Raw genomic sequence first — 19,530 nt, 5'->3', positions numbered from 1 at the left:
CATATAAATGGGTAGAGTACAGGTTGCTGTAGAAGCATGTTTAATTCGTCTAATCACAGATACTTTATAAAGCATTTTAATACTTTTTTGAATCTGTCAATGCGTAAGTCCTAGAAGCATAATTTTGAAAACTCATTTGGATAAAAATTAACCGTACTGAGCTTGTCGGAGAATTTTTATTTAAGTATTTTATTCATAGACATTATTTCAATATAATGGGTGTCTATGAACAGAGAAATTCAACAAAGACTCGTATGAGTTAAATTATTTGAAGAGACTAATGATGCTGGCCTAGTTTGTCGGAGATGTGGCATTTCTAGACCAACGTTACGCAAGTGGTGGAAACGATATTCTGAGCAAGGTATTGATGGATTAAGTAGCCAGAGTAGACGTCCCTTAAAATCGCCAAATACTAAAATCAATGCTGAGCTAAAAGCCTTAATATTAGAAATGCGCTCAGCTAGAAATTTTGGTGCTCGACGTTTGCAAACAGAATTGATGAGGCTGCACGGAGTCTCGTTGTCCTTAGCGACTATCCATAAAGTACTATCCACCCATCAAGTCAAACCGATTAAAAAATTCCGTCGTAAAGCAGATTTCATTCGTTATGAACGCCCATTACCAGGCGATAGAATTCAAATGGATACCTGTAAACTGGGTCCAGGACTATATCAGTACACATCTATCGATGACTGCACACGATATCGCGTTTTAAGGATATATAAACGCCGAACAGCAGCGAATACTCTCGACTTTTTAGACTGCGTAATTGAAGAAATGCCTTTTCCCATACAGCGAATACAGACCGATCGTGGGCGGGAATTCTTTGCTGAAAAAGTACAGAAAAAAATGATGCAGCATGGAATCAAATTTAGGCCAAATAAACCAGGTTCACCTCATCTGAATGGCAAGGTAGAGCGTTCACAAAAAACTGATAAATCTGAGTTCTACGCTACTGTAGATATCAATTCTGAGGATATCCAAGACAAGCTAGCCGAATGGCAGCATTACTATAACTGGATGAGACCACATTCAGCGTTGAAAGGTAAAACACCGATGGAGAGGTACTTTGAATTATGTGAAGAAACTCCTTTCTCAGATGAAGTCCAGAAGCAATACAACCCCTCAAATGAACGGATTCAACATGCCAATTACAAGATGGATCTAGAGATCGCTAAATTGAAATGATCTCTATGAATCACACATAGAAACAATGCTAAAACTTTTGACCCCATTTGGTTTAAAATTAACTGTTGTGAAGAAATGATCACTTTCTATCAGGATATTTTCGATCTCAATGAACTGTTTAACTTCTCGAATTTGATTGTCTTTATTCACAATATTCCTATTGAGTGAGTCGAATCTGTGCTCAGGTTGAGCAGTTCGGCTACTGTTCTGAAATGACAGCTTTGTCCGTTATAATTGTATAAACATTTTTAGTGTCTGGTAATCATGTCGTCATTGATCAATTTTCTATCTCGCTTTAGTACTGCAACTCTTCATCGTAGTCTGAGCTATGCTAAGCACATTGATAGGGAAACAATTGAGTTTTTTGAGGAAAATGATGATGTCACGATGTATGCTCAAATTGAAGGGACAGATTATTACGATACCGCGATTACCTATAATCCCCAAAAAGACCGTTTAATCGATGACGACTGCACTTGTCCGGTTGGATATAACTGTAAACATGCTGCTGCTTTAGCGCGGTTATTCTTTCAAGAATATCGTCAGGAATTTCAACAGCGTTATGCTGACTCTCAATCCCCGCAGGGAATCGCAAAACGCCAACGTGGGGATGATCAGGCACAGCGCTGGTTGAATGATTTTAAACGGTATTTACAACAGACTGAACCAGAGCAATCTGTCAAAACAAACAATTATTTAATTTACCTGCTAGATCAGTCGGTCAGCTTAAAGAAATTGACAGTTGATGTTCAGAAGGCCAGACGCAATAAAAACGGCTCAATTGCGGGGGAAAGTTATTATACCCAATATGAAAATATCACCAGAAAGCATCTGACTTTACCTGAACAAAAACGACAATTATTTAACCAGATTTATTATTATGCCAAAATAAACAGTGACGAACGCTTTTATCAAAGCAATCTCGATATCTCCAGCATTTTATTGGAGCATTTCAAATCTTTTATTCAAAGTGGCGATGTTTATTGGAAAAAAAAGAGCCATGCTGCACTTCAATGGTCAGAACAAGGCTACAACATCGAATTTAGATGGGAACAAGGGGCTAAACAACAGACTGAGCATTTAAATATTGAATTGGTCAATGGTGATATTCGACTCGATTTAAAATCAAATCCTCATATTCAGATTCTCGCGAGCCAGCCACCGTGTTATGTGGATATTCAACAGAACACGGTGGGCCAGTTATATGGTGAATATACGGCAAATCTTCTGTACCATTTTTTACAGATGCCTGATCTTCCATCTATGCTCTTGCCAGAGTTTGAGCAACTGACTCATCAATATTCAGACGTGAAAAATCTGCCTCGGCCCGAGTCTATTCAGCATATTGATGTCCTTGAGGGTAGTCCCCAGCCAATTTTACGCTTCGGTGTTTTAGATACATTTGATTGGAAATTAGAGGAGTCTGTTTGTGCTGAAATTGAATTCTCCTATGCTGGTGGGCGAATAAAAGCAGGTACATCAGGTGACAGTTTTATTGGTGAGCAGCATGGAAAAATGGTGCGACAGCTTCGGGACTTCGTTCAGGAACAACAGTCAATCCAGCGTTTACAGCTGTTGGTCGAATCACTGAAGTGGGTGAAAGATCTTAGTTATGACCAGCAATTAAAACTGGATAAACAACGTCTTGATTCTATGGTTTTTGCTTTCTATGGAGACTGGATCAAACAGCTGATGCCCATCAATCAAATTGAGTTGATGGGCTGGCAGATAGAGCATCTGGAAAACAGCCCCTTTAACCTGCAATATGTCGAAAATTTAAATATTTCTATCACTGAATCTGAAGGTCAGCAGGACTGGTTCAATATCGGGGCGACGGTTCAAGACAGTGCAGGTAATTCTTATAATTTGCTTGATGCGCTCGTAGCTTTGGTGCGAGTAAATCCTGATTTACTTGATCCGCGGACGTTTATTCATCTGCATGACAGTCAAATTTTCACCGTGAAAACTGCAGTTGATCAACCTGATTTGGCTCTATCCGCTAGGGATATTAAGCCGGTATTGTTACATCTGCAGAGCATTTTACAGCAAGAAGAGCGCAGTATTGATCGCTATGATGCGAGTCAATTATTAGAATTGCAGCATAATCTTGGGATGACATGGCAGGTCAGTGATCGCCTGCAGCAATTTGTACAGAAATTCAAACAAGGCTATCAGCAACAACTGCCGACACCACAAGGTTTTCAGGGGGAGTTGCGTCCATACCAGCAGCAGGGCTTAGGCTGGTTACAGTTTTTAAGGGAAACCCAGCATGGCGGGATTCTGGCAGATGATATGGGCTTGGGGAAAACAGCACAAACTTTAGCCCATTTACTCATGGAAAAGCAGGCTGGATATTTGCAGGACAGTCCCGCCTTAATTGTTGCACCCACATCGCTGATGCATAACTGGTTCAAAGAAGCGGAGAAATTTACCCCTGAGCTCAAGGTATTGCTGCTACAGGGGCCCGACCGCCATCAGAATTTTGAGCAGATTCCGCACTATGATATTGTGTTAACCACCTATCCGCTTCTAGCGAGAGATGAAGAACAACTAAAGCAATATGAATATCATCAACTCATTTTGGATGAGGCGCAGAATATCAAAAATCCGCGTGCCAAAGCTGCACAGGTAGTACGGCAATTAACAGCGCGACATCGTTTGTGTCTAACAGGTACCCCGATGGAAAATCATTTGGGTGAGCTGTGGGCACTATTTTATTTCCTGATGCCAGGATTTTTATATTCACAAGAAATTTTTAATAAAAAGTACCGTCATCCGATTGAAAAGCGCGGTGATGAGCAGTTAAGACAAAAGTTGGTCAACCGGATTAAGCCCTTCATTTTACGTCGCTTGAAAACTGACGTAGCCAAAGAGTTGCCAGAAAAAACCACGATTGAAGTCAATATTGATATGAATGACCAGCAATCCAAGTTATATGAGGCTGTTCGTGCCACGATGCAGGAAAATATTCAGAAAATTGTGGCAGAAAAAGGCTTTAAACGTAGTCAAATTCAAATTTTAGATGCCTTACTGAAGCTACGTCAGGTGTGCTGCCATCCTAGCTTACTAAAGCTGGATTCAGTGAAAACCGGGCAGGCACACTCTGCCAAACTTGAACAGTTGATGGATATGGTCGTTCCAATGGTGGAGGAGGGGCGAAAAATTCTGATCTTCTCTCAGTTTACCTCAATGTTGGAACTGATTGAGCAGCAGCTCCATCACGCAGAAATTGGCTATGTGAAACTGACTGGAAAGACCAAGAAACGGGATGAAGTCATTACAGCATTTCAGTCTGGACAAGTGCCGGTATTTTTAATCAGTCTGAAAGCAGGAGGGGTCGGTCTGAATTTAACCGCCGCAGATACAGTCATTCACTATGATCCATGGTGGAACCCTGCTGCTGAAGATCAAGCTTCAGATCGTGCATGGCGGATTGGACAGGACAAGCCAGTATTTGTGTATAAGCTGATTACCAATAAAAGCATAGAAGAAAAAATTCTTGCCTTACAGCAAAATAAAGCAGAACTGGCACAGTCTATTCTAAGTACCGATCATGAGGGCGAAGCGAAACTGACGGAAAATGACGTGATGAACTTGTTTGAGAAATTTTAGTTTGGTTTCAGATTACCCTAATCATCTGTAAGTATCTGAAAGTCTGGATGCAATTTTTTCCAATGTTCTCTTAATTTTTCTTTATGAACAGAAATCATAGGTAAGTCTAGTAATAGCACTGGCCATACTGACCGTGCTTTGTCCATGATCACGTGAAGCTGTTTTTCAATAACACGCCATGGAACACCGACTTTTTCAGCCCATTGTTCAAAGTGTTTCATCTCAGCTAAATACCAATCTTTATTTTTGGCAAGATTTAATGCGAAATGACGCTCATTTTCAATATATACACTGGTCATTAATATATCGTATGCGGGAGATAATCTGGGTGCACTTTTATCATGATAAATCATACTCCAGTTTTTTAAGTGCGCATCTCCATTGGCGAGTAAAATATTGACGAGTAAGCGGCTGGCAAATTGCTGAATATCAAGAATTTTGTTATCTGAATATTGATAAATGATCTTTCCTATCTGCTCATAATTTGTGGTGCTGTATTTCTGATGTGGATATGCGCCGAAGATCTGAGCAAAATCTTCGATGTGAATAAGCTCTGTAGTATCAGCAGTACTCTGTCTATCAAATCTTTTGATTGCGAAAGCATATTGCTCTTGGGGTAAATTTAATGGTGGAAGGTCTTGTAAAAGGGCCATATCCACCAAGCGAATCTCAGGGACATCTATTCCGACCGTTTTGGCAAGGGTCATCATAGAATATTCATTTAGCGGAACAAAAGCATGTCTGGAAGAAGGAGTTTTGATAATCCAGTCCCCGAGTAGAGTCGTTTCCGTTGCCTGTGCTAGTGTAAAACGCCCATCTTTGGCTTTCATGGAAAACTTCATTTGGACGCCGGCCAAGGAAAACTTATTATCTGTTCGAATCTCTTGCTTTAAAATCTGATCTGGATTCGAGATCTGCAGTTTGAATTTTATTTCATCTGGAATTTCTTCTGGATCTAATGGGGTCGCAATGAGTGCTCCAGGTAAGTCATGACCTAAAGCTGCCAATAACTGAAATTCATTGTCTATATGTACTTTAAGGCTTTGTGCAATGAGTTCGCGTAATGCGCCTTCTGGTAGCAAGTTTGATAGCAAGGGGTGTAAGCGCTGATGTGTAACATAAGTCTTTTCTAAAATCTTATCTGCTTGAGGATACAAGGGGGAAGTCAGCAAGCTCAAGGTCTGGCGTTGCTGATCAAATCGGAAAGAATCCGTAAAAACCAGAATATTTTTTCCGCTCTGAAATCCTGCCAAGTATCCAACGACAGCGTGATGTAATGTTAATTTCAGGACGGCAACAGTATTCATGGTTCCTCTCCTCCGAGAAGACCCTTCCATGGGTTAGTCATTAAGTCATCCTGATCTTCAATAGTGACTTTAATTTCATCATTCAATAATTGTCTAATCAAATGAACCTTATCATCAGGGATGAGCATCAGTTGAGCATTTAATCCTGCCGCGATAATTTCTAAGGTCTCTAATCGAGGGTTGCCCTGACTTTCCAGCTTTTGGTATTGCTGTCTTGAAATGCCTGTACGGGATTGCATATCAACTTGCTTTAAGCCCAATTGGGTTCGTCTTTTTTTGATTTGCTGAAGTAAAGACTCATTCATTGTAGACACATTTATTGCTTTTTAGTGTTATAAGAAACATATTAGTTTCTTTTTTCTTGAAAAGCAATTTATGATTTTATCATTTCGATCTGCAAAACAGCCTTAGCTACGTAGTGATCTGAAATGACTCTGAAAATACAGTTAAAATTTGCATTCGGACCCGCATCCTTTGTGATGGCCAGTTATTTTGATGCCAAGGAGACCCACACATTTAGAATTTTAAAAGCGGCTTTACGTTTAATTATCTTATGGATTGAAAATTGGGGTAGTGTCAATAGATCTAAAATTATAAAACGATATTATTGTGTGATTGTTCTACAATATAGCCTAGAGCTTTATAACTTTTACTCCTTCTCTGAAACATTTTGACAAATATCGGATGGTTAACATCAACATAATCATATACCTGAACTTCAAATTTACCTTCATTTGATCTATGAATACGCCCAACATATTGAGCCAAAGTGCCTTTCCATGAAATCGGGAATGCCAAGAACAAGGTATCTAAACGAGGAAGATCAAAACCTTCACCAATGTATTTTCCCGTGGCAATCACAACATGAGCATCATCTAAATTTTGTTTTTCTTTTATGTTTTTTGTATGGCTCATACCTCCCTGTAAAATAGATGTTTTATACCCTAAATCATTCAACTTATTTCTAAGATTTTCGGCATGTTTTCTACGTTCAGTTAAAATTAACGGGATCTGACCATTTTGAATACAATGAGAGACATCTTTAATAATGGCATTATTACGTTCTGTATCTTCAGTAAGATGTTGCATCAGCTTTGAAATATGTGGTTTATTTTCGGTACCAAAGAAAATTTCTGGGAATTCACCTTCATAATTTACTTTTATTAATAATTTTTTAAGCTGGGTGTGATTGTTGGATTTCGCTTTGTATACAATAGAACCAGCTTGCATGAAAATAATGGGTTGATGCCCATCTTGACGTTCTGGTGTAGCAGTTAACCCGAGAATGTAGTAGGGACTGACTTCACTGAGAAGAAATTCATAGCTTGGTGCGGATAAATGGTGGCATTCATCTACGATAATTTGTCCGTAATTAAAGGCGATAGGTTTGATTGAATTATTTACACGGTTGATTAGACTTTGATATGTTGCAATGTCAATTTGATTAGATGGTTTGGCTTTTCCACCTTGTATTGTACCAATTTCGACATCGGCTAAAAATGAATGTAATCGTTCTTTCCATTGAGAAACAAGTTCTTTGTTATGAACAATAATGAGTGTATTTGTTTGGCGTTTGGCAATGATAGAGATTGCAGTAACAGTTTTTCCAAAAGCCGTTGGTGCATGTAGAACTCCAACATCGTGTTCAAGGATTTTTTTACATGCCATTTCCTGTTCAGAGGATAATTCGGTAAGTAGATTTATATTGACTAATATGTTGCCTTTAGTACGTTGATCTTTTAGTTTTATTTTAGTATCTTGTTGATTAAGCAAGTGAATTATATCTGTTAGGCATCCTCGTGGTAAACTGAGATATTGTCCTTCAAGGCGGGCACAGCATATGTGTCTTGGAATTCCTGTCGTTGAAAAACGCATTGCTTGTGCTTTAAAAAAACGAGGGTTGGAGAAAGTGGCTAATCTTTTTAATTGAGCTATCAATTGAGAGGGTAATGTCTGAATTGGAATGTGAATCATATTTGCGAATACCAATTCAATAGCGTCTGGACATCCCGCGATCTTTTGATTTTTTTTAGGAATATTTTTTACCCATGGAGCCTCATGGTCAACATCTGTTTGATTCTGTTCGATGAAATTGTAGCCTAGTTCATTCACAATATTATTAACTTCAGAAGAACTCATTAATTCAGTTTGTTGTAAAACAGTCCATGGGTCAGTAAAGGCATTAAAGTTACTGTCAATAAAGGTACTATTTCCTAGCGCTCTTGCGTGCTTTTGTAAGGGTAATGCTATTAAATTTCCAAATCCGCCTGCTGGCATGTGATCTTGATTTGGAAACATACGATCATAAGATTCAAAATCTAGAGCTGGATAAAGTTCCATGGCCTTATCTAGAATACCTGCACCCATTAAGCGAGCTTGCTTAGCTGCAATTGGTTCAGAGAAAAATATCCAAACATGTGCGCCATTACCTGAACGAGAGCGCTCAACCAAAAATGGTATATTTAAAGATAAGCACGCTTCAGAAAATGCAGTTACACAATTTTTCCAATCTGATTTATCAAAATCTACTGCGAGTAACCTACATTGATCTGTTGCTAATAGTGGGTAAATGCCTATAACTTTCTGTCCAGTTAAATGAGAATAAAGAACTTCTTGTGTGATGGGTAATAGTTGACGGCTTTTACAGTCTGAACATTTAATTTGAGGTTTGTAACAAATGCCATGTTTCCACTCATTTGCACAAGCAACAGAATAACCAGATTTTCCACTGCTATTTTCCCAACGATAAGCAAAGGTATCAGTTCGTCCAATAAACCTTTGAGAAAATAATAAAAGTCTTTCTTCTGCTGATAAATAATTCTTATTTTTTTCTTCAAGCGATATAAGTTTTTCTTTTTCTTGATAAAGGCTTTGATATTCATTTTGTAATAATGTGATTTGGTCTAAAATTTGCTGTAATCTAACTGCAATTTCTTTTAACTTATTATTCACTGATTTTTCCTAAAACACAGCTATTACTGTCCTAATATCAAATCTTAAATTAAAGAATTACAATATAATAAATCAATTAATTTTCAAAATATTATACAAAATTATTTATATGCATTAATTTCTTTAAAGTTTAGCTCGAAGACCCTCTAGCAATTGTAAAACAGAAAACAATCCCTGAGCATTTTGAATCTGTTCTACCGGAATACCATTAGTTAATTTATTTGATGACTTCATGAAATGCTGCATCCAGGTAGTATCTCCACCCGCCAGAGTCTCTAGTGATGTGGTAATACGGATTAAAGTGAGGGCTATTTCTCCTTGTTTTGAAGTGGGATCTAATTCAAGAGAGGTTAAAGTTTTCACCGAATCTATACTGAGTATTAAGGCTAGTTGATCCTGTGCAAGACCAAGTCGTTCAGCAGCAGCTAAAACTGCCTTAGCTAATATCATTTTCTGTTTTGCAGTTTTTTCTGATGTTGTATGCATGACCTATCCCTGTTTCAGACGCTGCTAACTTAATTTTTACTAAACATATATTAAATTTGGCTTTAGATAAGGAAGCAACGGTTAAATTATTTAACAGCATGTAGTTATTTTTAGACCTTCGGCTTTAAGTTCAAGAGATCGAGGTCTGCCAATACAGGCTAAATCTAAACAGAATTTAAATGCGGCCAGTGCTTTAGTATCTTTTGTTGAGTAAAGCTGGAGACGAACATAATCTTCTTGAGTCGTAGGATGCTCTGTTGTGCTCGATTTAGCCAGCTTCAGTAATAAAGGCTGTTTCTTTTTATCTAGCAATTGTACCAAGTCTTGTCCGAGCAAATGCCAAAATTGATGGGGAAACAGGTCTTTTACCTTGGAATAAAATGATTCCAATTGATCGATTTTATTCCATCGATAATGAATGCCGGTATGCGAAACCGTAACACGACTTAAAAATGTCTCAAGCACCGCTTTTATTTCATCTGGCTTTTTTTCAAAGATATTTTGAATATTTTCAAAGAAATAGTTTCTTGCTATGCGCTCTTCAACGGTATCTATCATGGCGGGTTTCAAAGGTTTATCCAGATGATTTTTGTTGTTGAGATCAAATAACCTTGGGTTGCTTTTTTGAGATTTGAGTTGGCCCAGTTGTTTGGCATTTTCATACCAATAGCTAACCAGTTCGACAGGTAAGCTCATTTCTTGTGATACCCGGTCTGGATCATGATGAATTTCCAGTAAATTTAGGCACTTAAAAAACCATGCAAATGAAACTTTAGATTCTTTTGTTCCTGCGAAATATTTAAAAAAATCATGAGGCTGTGAGTTAAATGAAACCTCATCTAGAATGTCTTCTACGTTACTTTTTAACCAGTCAGTTTGATCGTTAAGTAACTGCTGACTTAAATGAACAGCATGCTTTTCAAAATTGAATGGAGCAGAATCTTTTACTGTGTTTAAAAATTTGAAAGAAGGTAGGTAGCCCATCATCTTCTTTGCTAATTGAGTATCGATGTCTGGATGATATTGCAGTATTTTATGCCCAGCGATCAGGTAGCTAAGATGAATATAGCTTTTAAAGGTTTCTGTAGGGTCAATGTGACCCAGTAAATGGGCAATCATAAACCAATGATTTTGACCATGCGTATGACGGAGTAATTCTGCTCGAATAGATTGATATTCTTCTTCTGTATAATCCGTCAGATTTTTGACCAATGGAGCGTAATTACAGTTGAGAACAACCGATAGGTGATTCGCTGCTGTGTGTCGAAATGAGTGGAAAGAATAATCATGAGTTTTAAAAAGCTCGTTCATAATCATTCTAAAAGGTGTTGTCACCGTATGTTTGTTCAGCTTGCTATTTTCATTCCAATTACGGAATAGGTATAAGTTTTCCTGATTGAGTAATCGTTGCTCGACTACATAATTACGAAATATTTGATATTCATCGGTTTTTAATAAGCAATACACAGGGACTTTGCGTTCAGCACTATCTGTTTTAAGTTGATGTAAGTTTCCTTTCTTTTTTGAGCCGTAGGGCTGAATCCATACGGATAGACAGCTCAAGCCCTCGATATCCCGCACACGTAAGCCCAGAATTTCATTAATACGCATACCGGTTCGGTAAGCTAAGATATAGATGATTTTTAATATCTTATAAGTGTTTTCTTGACTATTAGCACCTGAAAATAAGGTATCTAACTTGTTCATGAAAGCTTGATAAGTCAAAGGGCTAATAATACGGGCTCTAGGCCTATTTTGTACAGCGATTGACTCTAATTCGAGAGGTTCAGCTTCAAAAACTATTTGTTGAAAGCTCTGGAAGCGCTTCAACATACTGACAGTTTGACCAATGGATTTTTTAAAGTTAGGCTCGCCGGCTTCAGCTGCAAGTCGGGTGTTTGTAATGATTTGTCGGTAGATATTAATGATTATTGTATTAGGATCATCTTCGCTATCTAGATATTGTAAAGAATGGGTCAGCCAAGGCTCTGCAATACGCGAATAATAAGTGTAAATCGAACCGTCTTTTAAACGCTTATTCTGCTGAAACGATTTTTGAAATTGGCTAGTGCAAAAATTTAAACGTTCAGCCAGTGACTGAATTTGTTCTAATTCTGGTTTATAAAGGCTGATGAGCCATAAGGCGACACGTTTACTGTACTCATTAAATTTATTAGTATTTTCAATGCAATATTTAATGATTAATGCATCGATGCTTTGATCAGTTTGTGTGGTACGAATCAATTGTAAAAGGTCTTTGTGAATCTTTATCACATCATATAATGCTTGTTGAATGTCATCATTTGAGTAAGATTGACCCACAATAGATGGTGATTTTTCTACATCTGAATCAGTAAGAGTGTTCTGCTGATATTTAAATTTTGGATGAAGAAATCGTTCAAATTCTATTTCTGATAAGCCACAGGTTGCTGTATTTTCAATGAGACATTGTGACAGAGCAGGATCAATGTCAACTTTCGGCAGTTGCATCCAGTTGAAGCTAGCGTAGTCGCGTAATAATTTATAAGTTTTAAGATTAAATGGTAAATTTATCTTATTAAAAATAAGCTGTAGATAATCTTCTACATTCTGGTTTACTGTACGAATATTTCTGCTATTAAAATGAATTAACCATAAGCGGGTAATTTGATCAGGAATAAAATTACGCGATTTACGGATGGTTTTTTCATCAATAAAGAGATCTCCATAGGAAGGGGAGAGCGGTTCTAAAAATATAATGTTCAGATTTTCGATCTTTCTAATTTTGGCCGGATCTTTTAAATGTTGAAGCAAAGCCTCTAAAGAGGCTTTTTGATTTAAGCCGGAATAAAGCATGGCAGAAATAACAATATTTCCAATGATTTCATCATCAGAAAATGTCTTGCTATCTTTTGCTAGAATCCAGTAGTCCCAAAGCTTATCAAGAACTTCATCAACCTGCTGTCCCTTCTCGATCCAGTCCATCGTAAAAACTGGCTGATCACGCTTCATCTCAAATGTCAGATTCGGTAGGGGCAAAGTCTCACGACGATTTAAATTGATTTGCTTGATATATGACCGAAAAAATTCATGTGCATATTTTTTCCAGGCCAAGCTTGGAGCTTTGCGTTTAATAAACTCATAAATTGCTGGATATAAGGATTCAAGATGCCCTTTTTGTTCCAAATCTTGTTCTTGGAAGTATTGAATTAGCTCCTGTTCTACATCTACTCGAAGCTGTTCTTCCTGATCGAGTCGGTCTTGTTTTCTACGTGCTTCGGCATATAGTGTTCGAGTTTGCTTAGTACGTTTATTGAGTGAGGACATCGAGTTCAATACCGGTAATATTAAAATGATCTTTCATTTGTTCAAGAATATGAGCAATCCTTGAATATTGTGAAATAGATAAGCTGGAATAAGGATGAGCAGCTTCTTGCTGCATCGGTTCATGACCGAATAAAGCTAAAATTTCAATTTCGCTAATTTTATGGCTGAGAAACGCACGGGCAGTATGCCGGTGCCAGTTTTCATGTAGCAAACTTAACTCAGGGTTAGATTTTTTTATAATCGAAGGCCTTAAGGGGTACCATTGACCATCCTGAAAGATATTCAATAGTGGGAGCTTGCTCTCTAAAATTTGTTGAATATGTTGTGGAATTTCTGGCTGACTAGGAGCAATTTGAGTTTTAAAATAATGTAAAAAATCTATGAATTTCTGGAGTTCTTGTACAACAAAATGACCCAGTGGAATTAAACGTCCATAGCCTTGACGCCCACCCACCTCCTTATCAGAAACCATGCATATTTTTCTTTTCAGGTTAAAGCTTTTTAAAAAACCTGGAAATTCAGCGACGGGTCGTGCAGCAGTAAAGAGCAACAAGAAATGCCACATCCACAGATTGTAGTGATTAAAAATTGCTATCCAGTCGTCTTCTTTTTGTGAAATTATTCTGAATTTGAGAGTGGCAAAGATATTTTGAATCACATTTGAAGTAGGTGCTTTGCGGCTTCCAAAGTTTTTTTCTGCAGCATATTCAATATTCTGGTAGTCATCGGATAACGACTCACACAGCTCTTTTAAAATTGAGACATATTCAGTCTGTAAAGTCAGGATATTTTGATGACAATAAGAAGTAGAAGAAGACTTATTGGCATCAATACCAGTAAGAATGTCAGCAAGCTGTTTATTTCCAGTGCGTTGCAAAATAGTCTGATGTAAAAGAGAGCCAATTCTTATTAGTGATAATTTTGGAATATAAAATTTGGCTCTCAGCTGTTTCAAATGTTGCTGAAGGTCCTCTTCCGTAACGGGGTCACCGTCTCGCAGAGATTCAATAAATGAATTCGGGATCGGGATGTCCAGATGAACTGTTTGGTTGAGCAAGCCCTCTGGATAAGCAAAATCCTTATTTTCAAAAATTGAAAATTTACTTCTCAGATAATATTGTCCATTGCTTTGCTTGATTTGTTGGCGAGCGTTTAAATTTTTAGCACGTTTACTTTGTAGACGTAGCCACTCCTGGATTTTATTTCCTGTCAGAAATGACAACATCAGGATCAAGGATGCCTTCTTTTTTTTGGTTTCTTTATCCTTGTCTTTAGAGTCTTCTTTAATCTCAATAATGTAATTTTTATATAGTTCAGTAATTAGGGCACTTATGCTTGTGGTATTAGGAAAGAGGCTGCTGTATGGCAGCAAATGTTCTTTCCGTTGAATATGTTTGGCAACCAGAGGCAGCACATAGCTCTGGCTGGATTCTGAATATGCAGCAAGGGGGGTAACGATGGTTGGGTCTACTAATATTTGACGTGTATCTTGGTCATCTAGTTGTTGTTCTATATTGAGGGCTTTAGATTTTTGCCCTTTTTTAATTTCTGAACTTTCTGCAATCAGCTGATCTTCGTCTAAAAATTCATGTTGCAGTTGCGTCTCGATGCTCGCTTTTGCAATTTTTGCCTTATTTTCCAAAACATAATTAAAGGTGATGCGGATCACGTTTAGCAGGTTTTGCATAAAATCATTAGATGACTCTTTATCACGTTCTTCATCAATAACCTCATTCAAATACCGAATAAATTCAACTAAGGAAAGGGAGGGATCTTTAAGATACTTTTCCCAAAGGAGTCTATATTCAGGAGTATTTTGATATTCTTTTTCGGAACTTAGAATCCGATTGGCGGTACGGAAGCGTTGGAATAAACGTTTTACAGTATTGAAATGTTCAGTGTGATCCTCTTTAAAAAGTTCAGGTTTAATGTCTGGCAGTGCAATTAAATAGATTGCTGCTTTTAAGACTAGGATATTCCAGATTAAGGCATTTTCTTCTGACTCTGCTAATTGTGCAATTGAGTTCACATACCAAGTAACGGGTGTTGCACTAACAGTATGTTTTCGAGAGGAGACTAAGGCAGCGGGTCTAGCAACAACAGAATTGGTTTGTAGATCAAAATCTAATAGATCGAGGTTCAGCTCCTTCAGATATTGATCACTGGGGTGTGAAGTCAGTAAATCAGCAATATATTGAATATGTTCTGCACGGTTGAACTGCTCGTCACCAAAGAGTTTTTCCAGTGTCTGTTTTAATGATACCCGCGGAATATCAGCAGCATTTTGACGGCTTGGGTTAGATTCTGACATTATGCTTTCCATAACTGATCTGGCGTGAGAACGAAGTCCACATTGTTTAAAAGCTGTTGAACAACTTCACTGGTTTGTTGCAGTTGATCTAGCACATTTTGTCTTTTCCGGTTTATAACTTTATTGCGATAATTCAGCTGATTTCGTGTATATGACAGTAGATAGGCAAGCAGATCCAAACTCATTGTACGGTGAGGTTTGAAAGAGTTTTCTTTGTTTAACTTGTAAATAGCCTCGGCAGAAATGTATTCATTTATTAAGTTATGTAACCTTTTGGGATTTAATCTATTAAGATCATAATAAGTAGATGATAGAAATTTTAGAAATTCGGAACTAGCCACATTTTTTAATAGTTCGATTTTTTTGTTATCTTTGGGAAGAGAATGGATAATTAGATTAATTTCTTTGGGTGCGTTCTGAGTCCAGTATAGGAACCATTGGAAATTACTGGCGATGGTATAACCGGATAGATTAGTATCTTTCCAGACGTGAATTTCGGGACGTGGATTCAAGATACCTAGATCTGTTTTTAAAGCTTTGAAAGCCTCTTGATAGCAAAGATAAATTCCAGAAAAATCAGGGTGTATACTGATTTGGAGTTTATTAAAATTTTTGCACAACAATTTTTTAGGTGCGCCAAATTTTTCATTGAAATCAAAAGACGTTTCCATAGTCCTCCATAAGTGTAAAAAATAATCAAGTGAATATTCTTATAATTTTTTGAAATATTAAACAAGATTGATCTACCCTATATTTTGTGTCTATTTACAATTCATATACAATATATTGTGATTTTTTTATATTTTTAAGAACTGGGTCATAACTTATAGCAATGCTATTTATTTTAAAACTTAGAGGCTCTTAATATAGAAATCAAACAACTGAAACAGTTAGAAGTCGTTACAGATGTTATATGTGATGTATGCAACCAATCAACGAAACTGGCGTTTGGCACTTTATATGCACATTGGTGTTATGGTTCCAAGCATGACGGGGAAAGATATGAATTGCAGTTATGTGAGAAATGTTTCTTTTATGCCTGGGCGACATTAAGAAAAGAGCGAGCAGATGAGTTTATGTTTGATGAAAATTTTGACCTTTCAACACTAGATGGGTTTGGGTTGAAGTGAACCTATCACGCGACAGGTTCTAAGAATCCAAAAAATACTGACTCAGATCCAAGCCAGCAACTTCATTTTTAATGGCGAGTAAGCGATTCAGGAAAAATATTTTTCTTTGCTTCGAGGTCACTGAGTTCGGAAAAGGCCTGAATACCGCCTGCGGCTTTAATTCCATCTAAAGCGACAGATAGAGCTTCCTGATCTGACGGGAATGTTTCATCCCATACCGTAGAAGTACCATTTTGGTTTACCACTTCCAGTGTCCAGTCACTATCGGGTAATCGATAAATTAGAACTTCAATTTGCTCATTATCCTCTTGTAAAATTTGAGACAAGGGAGAATCGATTAAATCATTTTCATCATAATCCATAGTACTGTCATTATCAGACATCAGCGGCAGCCTTTATTGTATTTAACATCCGTCCATAGTAATGAATGAATTAAATTTTGCCTAGCAGTGGATATTATGGGGTACAAAGAATGGCTAAATTCAAAAAATAATTGCCCCGACAATAAAACAAAATAATCCAAAAATTACCCAAATCCAGACATTCGATTTAGGTTTCTCAGTATGTGATGTATAGAGTGGTGGTTGTTCCTGAGCAGGATTCTCTTGGTTGCCAGTTCTGTTCTTATAGGGTTGGTGCTTGGAATAGGATAGGCCTGTGCCTGGAATACCAACGCTGGTTCGGGTGCCTTTTTTGCCAATATTTAAAGAAGCACCAGGTGTGCCAATGCTTGCACTGCTGATGCCTTTATGCGTCAGATTGATTTTTAATCTAGGTAATATTTTAATACTCTTGCGAAATCTGAAGCCCATATTTTTTCCATTTACAAGAACCAGTTTGGTTTCTATCTCAGTTGTCCGGATACAGTGAAATAAGAGTTTGATTCATTCATAGGACTGATCATTTGACTTATCTAGTGAAATATCAGTATGTTCTTTAACATAAGATATTGGCTTTTAGACAATGAATCAAACATCAAATTATTACAATCAACATGCTCAAGCATTTTTTGAAAATACCTATCAGGTTGAAATGGAAAGTCTATACGCACCATTTCTAAGATATTTGCCGGAACAGGCATTGATCCTGGATTTGGGCTGTGGCTCGGGGCGGGACACTTTGGCATTTAAGAAAAAAGGCTATCAAGTTGAGGCAATTGATTATTCTACCGAGCTGGTTGAAAAGGCGAGAGAGCTGACAGGCATCGAGGTACGTCAGCAAAGTTTTTATGAGCTGAATGAAGTAGCTAAGTATAATGGGATTTGGGCTTGTGCTTCTCTTTTGCACTGTGAAAGAGATCGCCTGACTGAAGTGCTGGCGCGCATATTTAAAGCATTAAAGCCAAATGGTGTGTGTTATATGTCTTTTAAATATGGCGATACAGACCGTGAGAAAGAAGGGCGCAGCTTTACTGACTTGAATGAGCAGCAAGCTTACGACTTACTCAAACAAATAGATCAGACTTTACTGTTACAGCAATGGATTACTGTAGATAAACGTCCAGACCGTACAGAAGAGTGGATCAACGTAATATGGAAAAAGCAATCACATGCTTTTGATTATTACCCACAGCGTTTATACAATCGTGCCGAGTTAATGAAAGAGCCCTCTTTGATTCCTGCAGAACACGGGATTTATTTTTGGTGGTTCAAAACAAATCCACCGGGAATCCCAACAAAAAACTGTATAACGTATCAAGAATATACTTTGTTGTATGCTGGCATATCGCCTGACAAAAAGACTAAACCAAATAGTAAATCAAACTTGAGAATACGGCTTAAAACACACTTTGCAGGTAACGCAGAAGGTTCAACGCTAAGACGAACATTGGGCATACTTTTGGCTGAGATGAGTGGGTATCCGCTTAGAAGAGTAGGGTCAGGTAATCGCATGACTTTCACGCATTCAGGTGAACAATGGCTGGATGCATGGCTTGAAGATAATGCATATGTGTCCTGGATAATTTGTGAAGAACCTTGGAATGTTGAGGAAAAGGTTTTTGAACAAACGATACTGCCACTCAATTTGAAAGGTAATCAGCACGAGTTTAAAGAAACCCTTTCAGCTATGCGTAAAAAAGCCATTCAAAATGCGAAAATGATGGAAATCGCTACGGAAGCAGGGTTACAAAGACAGGTGAAGCTTCAACATGTGGCAGGATGATCACTTTATAGAAAATAATAAACCTACACCCAACGAGCAGCTGAAATTCTTGAAGCATATTCAGCAGATATTGCAGTCAGGGACTTTTACTTCGACATATAAGTTTGCTTTGCTGATAAGTATCACGCGTCTGGCGATTGAACAGGGTCAAGATACCGGTGCTGCCTTGCATTTGGAATATCAGGATATTGCTGAAAAGTTTATTGACCTGTACTGGAAACAGTCACTACCGTTTCAGTTTAACCAATATGAGCCTTTTATCCTTAAACAAGCCACTGGACAGCAGGCAAAAATCATCAGTGAAATCCAAAAGGCACAGCAACAATTCAAGACCTTGGCCGCACTGAGAACAGATGTACTTTACTGGAACAGGCTAAAGCGAACAGTGGCAACAACGGTAAGGCAAATGCCGGTGTTATATTTGCAAAACCTGAATAGTCAAACCATAGAGTTTCTCTATAGTCTTGAAGATTCCAAGCAGTCCCTCAAGCTATTGCCCAAGGTGATGTATTGCTTGAGACAGTTTAGTGAAATTATTGAAGAGTTGTGCCAGAAGCGCTGGATTGATTTTGTCCGGTTGAATAAGCAGAATCTGGTTGTATTAGATGGGTTACCTGACCTAGATGAATTCATGTTTGCACCGAGTCGTAACCAACTAGGACAGGTTGCAGACTTTCTGATTGATCTACAGCAATGCCAATGTTTCTATTGCGGTAAAAGCCTAAAGAACTCTAAATATGCAGTGGATCACTTTATTCCTTGGTCTTTATATCCTGCCGATACCGGACATAATTTTGTCCTAGCGGATGAAAAATGCAACTCACAAAAAAGTAATTATTTAGCATCACAGCAATTCTTACATCAGTGGCAGGAGCGTAATCATCTGCATGATCAATCTATTATTCGAGAGATTTCTCAATTAGGTTTTCTAACCGATCTGCAACGTTCGCATCGGGTTGCCGACTGGGCGTATAAGCAGGCAATAGAGAATGAGTATTTAGTTTGGTTGGGTGGTAAAGATAAACAGATATACCACAGTAATTTATAAAGCCTAACTATACTTAAGACCTAAACA

The 19,530-nt window shown here is 37.8% G+C and carries 13 protein-coding genes and 2 pseudogenes; 6 read left to right on the top strand and 9 right to left on the bottom strand.

Annotated elements, in window-relative coordinates:
- Positions 1-225 precede the first annotated feature (225 nt).
- Positions 226-1,188, top strand: a pseudogene (locus ACSC97_RS03390) (IS481 family transposase).
- 264 nt (positions 1,189-1,452) lie between these two features.
- Positions 1,453-4,800: a DEAD/DEAH box helicase gene (locus tag ACSC97_RS03385; protein WP_016164864.1), complete on the top strand. Its 3,348-nt coding sequence runs from the start codon at positions 1,453-1,455 to the stop codon at positions 4,798-4,800.
- A 17-nt stretch (positions 4,801-4,817) separates the two neighbouring features.
- On the opposite strand, the gene ACSC97_RS03380 is transcribed toward ACSC97_RS03385, so the two are convergent.
- From ACSC97_RS03380 to ACSC97_RS03350, 7 genes are all read right to left on the bottom strand, one after another.
- On the bottom strand, positions 4,818-6,107 hold the full coding sequence (locus ACSC97_RS03380; RefSeq protein ID WP_016164863.1) for a type II toxin-antitoxin system HipA family toxin: 1,290 nt from the start codon (positions 6,105-6,107) through the stop codon (positions 4,818-4,820).
- Entirely contained in the window at positions 6,104-6,412 is a 309-nt protein-coding gene (locus tag ACSC97_RS03375; protein ID WP_001005874.1) for a helix-turn-helix transcriptional regulator, read from the bottom strand. The genes ACSC97_RS03380 and ACSC97_RS03375 overlap by 4 nt, the downstream gene beginning before the upstream one ends.
- Positions 6,413-6,698: 286 nt before the next feature.
- Positions 6,699-9,059 (bottom strand): TOTE conflict system archaeo-eukaryotic primase domain-containing protein, encoded by a 2,361-nt coding sequence (locus tag ACSC97_RS03370; protein ID WP_001060549.1) that lies wholly within the window; start codon positions 9,057-9,059, stop codon positions 6,699-6,701.
- 123 nt (positions 9,060-9,182) lie between these two features.
- Positions 9,183-9,545 carry an antitoxin Xre/MbcA/ParS toxin-binding domain-containing protein gene (locus ACSC97_RS03365; protein WP_000557620.1) on the bottom strand — a complete coding sequence of 121 codons (363 nt, stop codon included), beginning with the start codon at positions 9,543-9,545 and terminating at the stop codon, positions 9,183-9,185.
- 90 nt (positions 9,546-9,635) lie between these two features.
- The gene (locus ACSC97_RS03360) at positions 9,636-12,851 is read right to left on the bottom strand and encodes a tyrosine-type recombinase/integrase (protein ID WP_436659297.1); all 3,216 of its coding nucleotides are present in this window, start codon (positions 12,849-12,851) and stop codon (positions 9,636-9,638) included.
- Complete coding sequence (locus tag ACSC97_RS03355; protein ID WP_000004527.1) at positions 12,835-15,162, bottom strand: hypothetical protein; 2,328 nt, start codon at positions 15,160-15,162, stop codon at positions 12,835-12,837. The genes ACSC97_RS03360 and ACSC97_RS03355 overlap by 17 nt, the downstream gene beginning before the upstream one ends.
- Positions 15,162-15,833 (bottom strand): hypothetical protein, encoded by a 672-nt coding sequence (locus ACSC97_RS03350; protein WP_016164862.1) that lies wholly within the window; start codon positions 15,831-15,833, stop codon positions 15,162-15,164. The genes ACSC97_RS03355 and ACSC97_RS03350 overlap by 1 nt, the downstream gene beginning before the upstream one ends.
- A gap of 195 nt (positions 15,834-16,028) precedes the next feature.
- Between ACSC97_RS03350 and ACSC97_RS03345 the strand changes: the two genes are divergently transcribed.
- Positions 16,029-16,292 carry a hypothetical protein gene (locus ACSC97_RS03345; protein WP_079265537.1) on the top strand — a complete coding sequence of 88 codons (264 nt, stop codon included), beginning with the start codon at positions 16,029-16,031 and terminating at the stop codon, positions 16,290-16,292.
- Positions 16,293-16,360: 68 nt separating this feature from the next.
- On the opposite strand, the gene ACSC97_RS03340 is transcribed toward ACSC97_RS03345, so the two are convergent.
- Together ACSC97_RS03340 and ACSC97_RS03335 are read right to left on the bottom strand one after the other, a co-directional pair.
- Positions 16,361-16,675, bottom strand: a complete 315-nt coding sequence (locus tag ACSC97_RS03340; RefSeq protein ID WP_001282337.1) for a hypothetical protein — start codon at positions 16,673-16,675, stop codon at positions 16,361-16,363.
- A 99-nt stretch (positions 16,676-16,774) separates the two neighbouring features.
- Positions 16,775-17,104, bottom strand: coding sequence for a DUF4236 domain-containing protein (locus tag ACSC97_RS03335; RefSeq protein WP_000506884.1), 330 nt, complete (start codon positions 17,102-17,104; stop codon positions 16,775-16,777).
- A gap of 151 nt (positions 17,105-17,255) precedes the next feature.
- On the opposite strand from ACSC97_RS03335, the pseudogene ACSC97_RS03330 reads away from it, so the two are divergent.
- The 3 genes and pseudogenes from ACSC97_RS03330 to ACSC97_RS03320 all read left to right on the top strand — a co-directional run.
- Positions 17,256-17,834, top strand: a pseudogene (locus ACSC97_RS03330) (class I SAM-dependent methyltransferase); the annotation flags it as partial.
- A gap of 54 nt (positions 17,835-17,888) precedes the next feature.
- Positions 17,889-18,455, top strand: coding sequence for a GIY-YIG nuclease family protein (locus tag ACSC97_RS03325; RefSeq protein WP_002083916.1), 567 nt, complete (start codon positions 17,889-17,891; stop codon positions 18,453-18,455).
- Positions 18,442-19,503, top strand: coding sequence for an HNH endonuclease (locus ACSC97_RS03320; RefSeq protein ID WP_000267701.1), 1,062 nt, complete (start codon positions 18,442-18,444; stop codon positions 19,501-19,503). Before ACSC97_RS03325 ends, ACSC97_RS03320 begins: the two co-directional genes overlap by 14 nt.
- Positions 19,504-19,530 lie beyond the last annotated feature (27 nt).

Source organism: Acinetobacter sp. P1(2025) (assembly GCF_051390655.1).
Taxonomy (GTDB): domain Bacteria; phylum Pseudomonadota; class Gammaproteobacteria; order Pseudomonadales; family Moraxellaceae; genus Acinetobacter; species Acinetobacter junii.
The sequence above is the reverse complement of the archived record's forward strand: the minus strand, read 5'-3'. Positions and strand labels throughout refer to the sequence as shown.

Bases quoted from the DNA above. Each gene is read 5' to 3' on its own strand.
- ACSC97_RS03385 (WP_016164864.1), top strand. From the start codon at position 1,453: ATGTCGTCATTGATCAATTTTCTATCTCGCTTTAGTACTGCAACTCTT.
- ACSC97_RS03380 (WP_016164863.1), bottom strand. From the start codon at position 6,107: ATGAATACTGTTGCCGTCCTGAAATTAACATTACATCACGCTGTCGTT.
- ACSC97_RS03375 (WP_001005874.1), bottom strand. From the start codon at position 6,412: ATGAATGAGTCTTTACTTCAGCAAATCAAAAAAAGACGAACCCAATTG.
- ACSC97_RS03365 (WP_000557620.1), bottom strand. From the start codon at position 9,545: ATGCATACAACATCAGAAAAAACTGCAAAACAGAAAATGATATTAGCT.
- ACSC97_RS03360 (WP_436659297.1), bottom strand. From the start codon at position 12,851: ATGTCCTCACTCAATAAACGTACTAAGCAAACTCGAACACTATATGCC.
- ACSC97_RS03355 (WP_000004527.1), bottom strand. From the start codon at position 15,162: ATGTCAGAATCTAACCCAAGCCGTCAAAATGCTGCTGATATTCCGCGG.
- ACSC97_RS03350 (WP_016164862.1), bottom strand. From the start codon at position 15,833: ATGGAAACGTCTTTTGATTTCAATGAAAAATTTGGCGCACCTAAAAAA.
- ACSC97_RS03340 (WP_001282337.1), bottom strand. From the start codon at position 16,675: ATGTCTGATAATGACAGTACTATGGATTATGATGAAAATGATTTAATC.
- ACSC97_RS03335 (WP_000506884.1), bottom strand. From the start codon at position 17,104: ATGGGCTTCAGATTTCGCAAGAGTATTAAAATATTACCTAGATTAAAA.
- ACSC97_RS03325 (WP_002083916.1), top strand. From the start codon at position 17,889: ATGAAAGAGCCCTCTTTGATTCCTGCAGAACACGGGATTTATTTTTGG.
- ACSC97_RS03320 (WP_000267701.1), top strand. From the start codon at position 18,442: ATGTGGCAGGATGATCACTTTATAGAAAATAATAAACCTACACCCAAC.